Raw genomic sequence first — 8,053 nt, 5'->3', positions numbered from 1 at the left:
GGATCGGCGTCGATCTCGACGGTGGCCGCGACGGCGTTGGTCCAGCGGATCTCCCCGTGGTCGAGATCGAGCGTGCCGGCGACCTCTTCGACCAGCGGCGCCAGGGCCAGCCGCTGCCGGTTCGGCGCGACGCCCCACGGCGTGCCCTCGTTCCGCGTTCTCGCGCAAAGCGCGATGGCCCGGTCGAGCGAGGCCGCAAGCTTCGGCGCCAAGCGCCGCACCGTCGGGTCCTCGAGCTCCAGGAACTGGTCCGACAGGAGCTGCGCGCAGGCCAGGATGTTGCGCATGTCGTGGATGACCTTGCGCGCGGCCAGGCGCGAGGTCGCTTCCGTGGCGTGCAGGTCGGTCCGGTCACCGAGAGCGCGCACCGGCGCGCGGTCGTTTCGACCGTCCGGAGCCTCGAGCGGGGCGCTTCCCATTCTCAATACCTTTTGTTTTCGGTGGCCGCGTCGGAGACGGCATCCGCGCCTGCGGAGACATCCTCACCCAGGCCGTCGACCGTGTTGCAGGCCGGGAGCGCCAAAGACGCGGACAGGGCTGCCACGACAAGCGCGAGTGAGGTGAGCCTGGACGTCTTCATGTCGGTTTCTCCTTGTGCCGGGAGCTTGCGCGGCGATTGCCGCAGCCTCCGGCCTCCATTGTGCGGCGGTTCCGCGGCCCGGGCACTTACCTGCGTTAACCTGCCCGAGACACGGATTGCGCGCGCCCATCGCGCGTTGCCGACACTGCCCTCGAAGCCGACGCCCGGGCCCCGACGCGATACCGCGCGGCGGGACACGACGAGGACCGACCGCGCAAGGCTCAGGCGGACAGCGCCCGGGCGTCGGCGAACGACAGGAGCCTGCCGCCCTCCTCGTCCCAGAGGTGCAGCCGGGCGCAGCGGAAGCTCTGCCAGAGCGTGATGCGCCGCGTGTTCGCGAGGATCTCGTGATCCTCGATCACCTCGGGCAGGCGGTAGAAGGGAATCCGGCTGGCCAGGTGGTGCACGTGGTGGACGCCGATATTGCCGGTGATCCAGCGCAGGATGCCGGGCAGGTCGTAGTGCGAACTGCCGTAGAGCGCCGCCTCCTGGATGGTCCAGTCGTCCTCGTGCGCCCAGCTGGTCTCCTCGAACTGGTGCTGGACGTAGAAGAACCACATGCCGGCGATCGCGCCCAGCAGCATCGTGGGCAGGAACACGAAGAACAGCACGTCCCAGCCGCCCAGCCAGACGATGACGCCGAGGGCGAGGCCGATGGCGGCGTTCGTCGCCATCGCGCTCACCCAGTAGCGCCAGCCCGAGCGCATCAGCTGGACGGGCAGGCGGTTCTGCAGGAAGAAGCTGTAGAACGGCGCCACCCCGAACAGGACGACGGGATTGCGGAGCAGGCGATAGAGGAACCGGCCGAGCCATCCCTTTTCGCGATACTCCCGGACCGTCAGCGTCGGAATGTCGCCGACGCCCCGCCGGTCGAGGTTGCCGGTCGTGGCGTGGTGGGTCGCATGGGTCCTGCGCCAGACATCGTAGGGCGTCAGCGTGAGAACGCCGAGCCCGCGACCGATCCAGTCGCAGAGGCGCCGGTCGCGGAAGAGCGATCCGTGCCCGCAATCGTGCTGGATGATGAACAGTCGGACGAGGAAGGCCGCGTTCGCCAGCGCAAGGGCCACGGCCAATGCGGTGCTGATCGACAGCATCCACCAGGCCACCGCCCAGATCGCGATGAAGGGGGCGAGGGTCACGGCGAGTTCGAAAACGCTGCGCGCGGGGATCGGCTGGCGATAGCGCGTCAGCCGGCGCGTCCACTCGGACGCGCTCAGGCAGGCCGCGTCCTGCGTCGGGGCGGGGCCGTCGCAGGGGGCCTGCGCCTGCGGCATGGTGGCCTCCGCGGGGAGGGTCTGCGGTACGGGCGATTCGGTAGAAGCTGTCACGGGCAATCTCGGGTCCTCTGGGGCGGGCGTGTCGGGCTTACGGTCTGCGGACCGAATTGCCGCCGGCGATGATCCGGTTGATCAGCGCCGCCACCTCCCGGTGCGCGTCCGCGTCCGGGCCGGTGGCGTTCTCGTGGGTCGCCGCGGCATCGCGGAGAATCCCCATGATCTCGTGCTCGGGCAGGAGCGCATGATCGTTCATCGCAAGCAGAAGCGCCTCGGAGATCGAAAGCGCCGCCCTGCCGGCATGATCTGTCTGGTCGGGCATCTTTGGCAATCCTCGCTGCGACGCGGCGTGCATGGTTGGGGCGCGCCGGGTGATCCCTCCTTGTCGCAGGAAATGTGCTATGCCGGACTGATCTGAAGCAGTCGGCGGAACGGAATATCCCGTTACCGGGTTCCGGGGAACTGCGGACATGGCGAGGGGGCGCATGAGCATCACGACCGACAGCCCGCTGACGCGCAAGCTTGCGGCCTTCGTCGCCCTGTCGGAGGCGGAGCTGACGGTGCTCGAACGCCTGCATCAGCGTCGCCGGACCTTCGCCGCCGGGCGGGACATGGTGCATCAGGGGCAGTCGGGGCAGGCCGCCTTCATCCTGTCCTCGGGGTGGGTCTGTTCCTACAAGCTTCAGCCCGACGGGACGCGCCAGATCGTCGACTTCCAGGTGCCCGGCGATTTCCTCGGCCTGCGCAGCGTCTTGTTGCGCACCTCGGACCACAGCTTCGAGCCCGTCGTGGATATCGAGGCGGCCGAGGTGCTGACGAGCGACCTTCTGCTGGCCTTCGACCAGACGCCGCGTCTTGCCACCGCGATTCTCTGGGCGGCCTCGCGGGACGAGGCGATGGTGGTCGAACATCTCGTCGGGATCGGCCGGCGCGACGCGGACGCCCGCATGGCGCATTTCCTGCTGGAGCTCGGCTCGCGGCTGGCGCTGGTCGGCATCGGGGACAGGACCGGCTACGACTGTCCGCTGACGCAGTATCACCTCGCCGACGCGCTGGGGCTGAGTGCCGTTCACGTCAACCGCGTCCTGCGCCAGCTGCGCGAGGCGGGGCTGGTGACCTTCCGCGAGGGCCAGGTGACGTTTCACGATCTCGACCGGCTGGTCGAGATGGCGGAGTTCGATCCGGCGTACCTCGATCAGACCGGGCCGCTCCTGAGGTGAGAGGAGGCAGCACCGGCCCCGCATCGAACGCGTAATGTCACCCCAGCGCGTGGATCGCCGCGTCGAGTCGCTTGTTGGCGTCCGCTTCCCGCATGGCAAGCCGCGCGTCTTCCGCGGCGGCGTAGTGCTTCAGGGCCGCGTCCCTTTTCGGGCCTGCCGGCGCGTCGTTGCAGGCATTCCTGACGGAGATCGTCTTCAGCGAAGGTCTTGTCACGTCGAGCAGCATGATCTTGCCCTTTCATGGACGGTCCGGAACCGGAACGCGCGGAAGCCTGCGGGCCGACCGGGGCGCCGCATGCCCCCCGCGTCGCGGATACGCGGAAATTGCGTGCCGCCACATGGTCGGCAGGCACGCCCAACCGTGCGGGCGCCGGACGCGCGCCGCACTGACGCAGGTTAGCCTCGGCCTGCGCCAGCCGCGCGCTGATCGAGGTAAGTGCAGCCGCGCCCCGATCTGCGAGCCTCGTCCCGCCGTGCCTCCATCGTCTCGAACAGGGTGCGGAACCGGATCCGTCCCAGCGCGGTGAACCGACACGGCGTCGGCGTCGCGGGCCACGACACCCAGGGGCGTTGGTAAGGGTTCAACGCGCCGCGCGGGCCAATGTGACCGGAACCGCCCGCGTCCCGGGCGCGACCATGACGGCACCGCAGCCGGTCGCCCGGTCCGGCATCGACGGCCTGCGGTGATGGACCGTCCGGCCGCCGGGCTGACACCCGGTGCGGCCCGGAGGCCGCCCGGAGGCGCCGCGCGCGGCGCCTAGTCGTAGCCCGTCATCTCGAGGTAGCCGCGCCCCGCGTGGCTGCCCGCCACGTCGACAGGGCCTTCCCAGTAGGGCACGCTCGTGTCCATCCAGGCGGTCGGGTTGATGGCCGCGACGGTGACCGCCACGCCGCGCTCGGGCACCTCGAGGCGCCAGCGCGTCGGCACCGCGCGACCTGCGACCTGCGTTTCCTCCTGCGGCGTGGCCGAGAGCGCCCCGTCGCCGAGCGCCTCCGTCGTGCCGTCGGGCGCGATCCAGGTGCCGGAGGTGAAGGTGCTCCCGTCACTTTGGCGCAACTGGAAGGCCATGAGCTTCGCGCCGCTGTCGAAGGTGAGCGAGAACCAGTCCCAGCCGGTCTGATCCTCCGCCAGCGGCTGCGAGGACCACTCGCGATCGAGCCAGGCGGCGCCCGTGACCGCCACCTCGCCCCCGGGCAGGGCGAGCGTGCCTGAGACATCGTAGAAGGGCTGCGAGTAGTAATAGCTCGCCTGCCCGGCCTCGGATTTCACCGAGTAGCCGCCGTCGCCGTGAAAGACGAGCGGCCCCTCGGCCGTCAGGTCCACCTCGTAGGCGAAATCGGGGCCGGTCGCCGTCAGCGTCAGATCGTCGAAGCTCTCGCCGGCCATGCGCCAGTCGTCGATCCAGGCAGCGAAGGGCTCGGGCCGCACGCCGGCCTGCCCGGTGCCGCCGCGGGCGAAGCGTTCGGCGGTGTGATGCGCCTCCGGCGTGGTGACGGCGGCATGGGCGAACCAGACCTGCGGGCTCTCCCAGCCCTCCGCCTCGCCGGGGGCGAGGGCGGAACGGAAAAGCGTCCATTGCAGCCCGTAGGGCGTGCCCTCCGGCCCCTCGAGGTTGGCGGTCAGGTACCACCACTCGATCCGGTAATCGGGATGCGCCCCGTGATCGGCCGGGAACTCGAAGCTCGGGTCAGGCTCTGGGACCGCGAATCCCTCCGCGTCCGTGCCCATCCCGGCGAAGCCCTGCGCGCCCGCGGCGAGGGGCGCGGCGAGGAGCGCGGCGCAGGCGAGGAGCGTTTCAGGCTTCATTGGCGAACACCTTCAGCAACGACGAGGGCGGCGTCCGCGCCAGCCGAAGCGCGGGCCAGGCTGCCGCCGCCACCGCCGCGGCGAGCGCCAGCGCGCCGAGCCGCGCGTAGTCCAGCGGGAAGAGGAACATCGGCAGCCGCCAGCCGAAGGCCTCCACGTTGATGACGGCGAGCAGCATCCAGGCGAGCGCGAGGCCGAGCGGCAGCGCCGCCGCCGCCGTCAGCGCGGCGAGCACGCCGGCGCGCAAAAGCTCCAGCCGCCCGAGCGCGCGCCGCGTCACCCCGAGCGCCCAGGCCGGCGCGAGCTGCGGCACGCGCATGCCGGCGAGCGTCAGGAGGCTCATCAGCATGGCGAAGCCCGCCACCGCGAGGGTGAGCACGTTGAGCGCCGCCGTCACGGTGAAGGTGCGGTCGAAGACGTCGAGCGAGAAGGCCTTCAGCGCCGACTGATCCGTGATCTGCCCGGGGTCGAGGCCCGCATCCTCGACGAGCGCGGTGCGCAGCGCCTCGGGTGTTTCGGTGCGCAGCCCGAAGCGGGTCGCGGTCTCGTCCGGGAAAAGGTCGCGGAAGAGCGCCTCGCCCACGATCACCTGCCCGAGCGGATTGCCGTAATCCCCCGCGACGCCCGCGACCGGCAGCGCGCGCCCGGGCGCGAGCGTCAGCGTGTCGCCCGGCCAGAGGTCCGCGCGGCGGGCGAGCTGTTCGTTGACGATCACCGCCTCGCCCGCCGCGACCCGCTCCCAGACCGCGTCCTCGCGCGCGATGAAGGTCCAGTTTTCGGAATAGGTCGGCCCCACGCGCAGCCCGCGCAGCTGCGCCCGGCGGTCCGCAAGGCGTGTTTCGGCCGTCAGCACCGGCAGCAGTGCGTCGGCCTCGCGCGTGGCGAGGTCCCGCACCGCGTCGCGCTGCGCCGCGGTCTCGGTTTCCACGTAAAGCTCCGCGCTCAGCCGCTGGTCGAGAAAGCCCGTGAAGGTGAGGCGAAAGCTCGACACCATGGTCGAGACGCCCACGTTCGCCGCCATCGCCAGCAGAAGCGCCATCAGCGCGAGGCTCAACCCCGGAAGCTGCTGGCGCGTGTCGGCCCAGAACCACTCCGCCCGCACCCCGCGCGCCCAGCGCGCGCCGAGCGCGAGCGCCCGGTCGAGGAGTGGGGGCAGCGCCAGCGCCGCGCCGAGGAGGAGCGCGCCGAGCGCCGCGAAGCCCACCACCAGCCCGTCGCCCAGGAGAAGCGCCACGGGGGCGGCCAGCATGAGCCCGACCGCGAGCGCGGCCTGCCGCCCGTGCCGGCGCCCCGCCGCCACGGCGAAGGCCCGCCGCCCGCCGCCGGCCAGCACCGGCATCCGCGCGATGCGCCAGAAGGCGCCCGAGGCCGCGAGCGCCGTGCCGAGAAACGCGATGCCGAGGCCCGAGAGCCACCACGCCGGCTGCAGGCCGAGCGTGCCCGAGACCTGCGCGCCGTAAAGCCCCTCCAGCGTCGCGGCGACATTGGGCAGAAGGCTCGCCGCGAGGGCGTAGCCGAGCGCCACGCCGAGCCCCCCGGCGAGACAGGCGATCGCCGCGAGCTCGGCCGCCATCAGCGCGATCAGCCGGCGCAGCGGCAGGCCGAGCGTGCGCAGCGTGCGGATCATCGGGCGGCGCTGCTCGAAGGCGAGGCCGATCGCGCCGTGCACGATGAAGAGCCCGACGGCGAAGCTCAGCAGCCCGAAGGCGGTGAGGTTGAGGTGAAAGCTGTCGGTGAGCTGCCCGATGTCCGAGCTCTGCCGCGAGGGTTGGCGCACGAGCTCCGGCGCGACGTCGGCCAGCGGCGGGCGGCCCATCGGCTGCGTGTCGGCGAGCACGAGCCGGCTCAATTCGCCGGGACGGTCGAGGATCTCCTGCGCCACGCCGATGTCCATGATCGCGGTGCCGGGCGCGAGGCCGGGATCGGCGACAACCGGCTGGGGCAGGGCGGCGGCAAGCGCCTCGGCCACCTCGGGATGGGCGAAGAGCGTGTCGGCGCGCAGGAAGGTCTCGAGCGGCGCGTCCCCCGCCTCGGTCACCGGCCCTGCGCCGCCCGGCATGGTCAGCGGATCGATGCCGACAAGGCGCACGGAGGTCTCGCCCGCGCGGAAGCGCCCCTCGAGCACCGGCCCCGCCTGCCAGCCCGAGCGGCGCAGCGTGAGCCACGTCTGCTCGGGGATGGTCTCGCCCGTGCGCGGGACAAGCTGGTCGTAGCGCCCCTCGCCGAGGACCGCCGCCGCCGCGTCGTAGCTCGACCGCGCCTCGGCGTTGAGCGCCTGCACCCCCGACCAGAGCGCCGTGGCCAGCGCGAGGCCCGCCACCAGCGTGAAGAGCTGCAGCGGATTGCGCCGCCAGTAGGACCAGAGCGCCGAGAGTGCGGCCCCTGTCACGCCAGCCGCCCGCGGCTCAGGTGCAGCCGTCGCTCCATCCGCGCGGCGAGCGCGGGCGAATGCGTCACCATGAGAAGCGCCGCGCCCGTCTCGGCCACGAGTGCGAGCATCTGGTCGAGCACCACGCCGGAGGTCGCCTCGTCGAGGTTGCCCGTGGGCTCGTCGGCGAGCACGAGGCGCGGCCGCGCGGCGAGCGTGCGCGCGATCGCCACGCGCTGCTGCTGCCCGCCCGAAAGCTGCTCGGGGTACTTGTCGAGGTGTGGCGTGAGCCCAAGCGCCGCGGCGAGGCTTGCGTCGCGCTCCGGGTCGTGCCGCCCGGCGAGGCGCGCCTGAAACGCGATGTTGGCCGCGACGGTGAGCGACGGGATCAGGTTGAACTGCTGAAAGACGATGCCCACGGTGCCGCGCCGGAGCGCCGCGCGCCCCGCGTCGTCGAGCCGTGTCACCTCCTGCCCATCGAGGCGAACATGTCCACCGTCCCCGGTATCGAGCCCGGCGATCAGGTGCAGAAGCGTGCTCTTGCCCGAGCCCGATTCGCCGGTGAGCGCGAGCGTCGCACCGGCCTCGAGCACGAGGTCCACGCCGCGCAGCACCTCGGCCGGGCCGTCCGGCCCGGCGTAGGACTTCGTCAGTTTCGCAACCTCGAGCAGCATCACGCCTCCCGTGGCGAAGTTATCGCGCGCGCGGGGGATGAAAAGCCACGCCGCCCGTTTTTCCGCCTGCCGCGGCCGGGTCGACCGTCCCGGCGGCCGTCGTGCCCCTGACGCGTGTCCCTCGTGCCGC

General features: G+C 71.8%; 8 protein-coding genes and 1 pseudogene. 1 reads left to right on the top strand and 8 read right to left on the bottom strand.

Features of this window, described 5'->3' with window-relative positions; translation table 11 throughout:
- The 4 genes and pseudogenes from ACESL7_RS10135 to ACESL7_RS10120 all read right to left on the bottom strand — a co-directional run.
- Positions 1 to 419 (bottom strand): annotated as a pseudogene (locus ACESL7_RS10135) (hypothetical protein); the annotation flags it as partial.
- Between the two features lie 2 nt (positions 420 to 421).
- The gene (locus tag ACESL7_RS10130) at positions 422 to 580 is read right to left on the bottom strand and encodes an entericidin EcnA/B family protein (RefSeq protein ID WP_372893206.1); all 159 of its coding nucleotides are present in this window, start codon (positions 578 to 580) and stop codon (positions 422 to 424) included.
- Positions 581 to 801: 221 nt separating this feature from the next.
- Positions 802 to 1,854, bottom strand: a complete 1,053-nt coding sequence (locus tag ACESL7_RS10125; RefSeq protein ID WP_372893205.1) for a fatty acid desaturase — start codon at positions 1,852 to 1,854, stop codon at positions 802 to 804.
- Between the two features lie 91 nt (positions 1,855 to 1,945).
- Entirely contained in the window at positions 1,946 to 2,176 is a 231-nt protein-coding gene (locus ACESL7_RS10120) for a hypothetical protein (protein WP_372893204.1), read from the bottom strand.
- A gap of 163 nt (positions 2,177 to 2,339) precedes the next feature.
- Here ACESL7_RS10120 and ACESL7_RS10115 point away from each other — a divergent pair, with 163 nt between their 5' ends.
- Entirely contained in the window at positions 2,340 to 3,074 is a 735-nt protein-coding gene (locus ACESL7_RS10115; protein WP_372893203.1) for a Crp/Fnr family transcriptional regulator, read from the top strand.
- A 37-nt stretch (positions 3,075 to 3,111) separates the two neighbouring features.
- Here ACESL7_RS10115 and ACESL7_RS10110 read toward each other — a convergent pair whose 3' ends face one another.
- From ACESL7_RS10110 to ACESL7_RS10095, 4 genes are all read right to left on the bottom strand, one after another.
- Positions 3,112 to 3,300 (bottom strand): hypothetical protein, encoded by a 189-nt coding sequence (locus ACESL7_RS10110; RefSeq protein ID WP_372893202.1) that lies wholly within the window; start codon positions 3,298 to 3,300, stop codon positions 3,112 to 3,114.
- 531 nt (positions 3,301 to 3,831) lie between these two features.
- On the bottom strand, positions 3,832 to 4,881 hold the full coding sequence (locus tag ACESL7_RS10105; protein ID WP_372893201.1) for a lipocalin-like domain-containing protein: 1,050 nt from the start codon (positions 4,879 to 4,881) through the stop codon (positions 3,832 to 3,834).
- The gene (locus ACESL7_RS10100) at positions 4,871 to 7,270 is read right to left on the bottom strand and encodes an FtsX-like permease family protein (protein WP_372893200.1); all 2,400 of its coding nucleotides are present in this window, start codon (positions 7,268 to 7,270) and stop codon (positions 4,871 to 4,873) included. Before ACESL7_RS10100 ends, ACESL7_RS10105 begins: the two co-directional genes overlap by 11 nt.
- Positions 7,267 to 7,923 carry an ABC transporter ATP-binding protein gene (locus ACESL7_RS10095; RefSeq protein WP_372893199.1) on the bottom strand — a complete coding sequence of 219 codons (657 nt, stop codon included), beginning with the start codon at positions 7,921 to 7,923 and terminating at the stop codon, positions 7,267 to 7,269. Before ACESL7_RS10095 ends, ACESL7_RS10100 begins: the two co-directional genes overlap by 4 nt.
- Positions 7,924 to 8,053: the final 130 nt, after the last annotated feature.

The organism is Rhodosalinus sp. (assembly GCF_041685465.1).
Lineage (GTDB): Bacteria > Pseudomonadota > Alphaproteobacteria > Rhodobacterales > Rhodobacteraceae > Rhodosalinus.
Note: the sequence above shows the minus strand (reverse complement) of the source record. Positions and strands in the feature narration are given on the sequence as shown.

Excerpts from the sequence above, each read along its gene's own strand:
- ACESL7_RS10130 (WP_372893206.1), bottom strand. The coding sequence starts at position 580 with ATGAAGACGTCCAGGCTCACCTCACTCGCGCTTGTCGTGGCAGCCCTG.
- ACESL7_RS10125 (WP_372893205.1), bottom strand. The coding sequence starts at position 1,854 with ATGCCGCAGGCGCAGGCCCCCTGCGACGGCCCCGCCCCGACGCAGGAC.
- ACESL7_RS10120 (WP_372893204.1), bottom strand. The coding sequence starts at position 2,176 with ATGCCCGACCAGACAGATCATGCCGGCAGGGCGGCGCTTTCGATCTCC.
- ACESL7_RS10115 (WP_372893203.1), top strand. The coding sequence starts at position 2,340 with ATGAGCATCACGACCGACAGCCCGCTGACGCGCAAGCTTGCGGCCTTC.
- ACESL7_RS10110 (WP_372893202.1), bottom strand. The coding sequence starts at position 3,300 with ATGCTGCTCGACGTGACAAGACCTTCGCTGAAGACGATCTCCGTCAGG.
- ACESL7_RS10105 (WP_372893201.1), bottom strand. The coding sequence starts at position 4,881 with ATGAAGCCTGAAACGCTCCTCGCCTGCGCCGCGCTCCTCGCCGCGCCC.
- ACESL7_RS10095 (WP_372893199.1), bottom strand. The coding sequence starts at position 7,923 with ATGCTGCTCGAGGTTGCGAAACTGACGAAGTCCTACGCCGGGCCGGAC.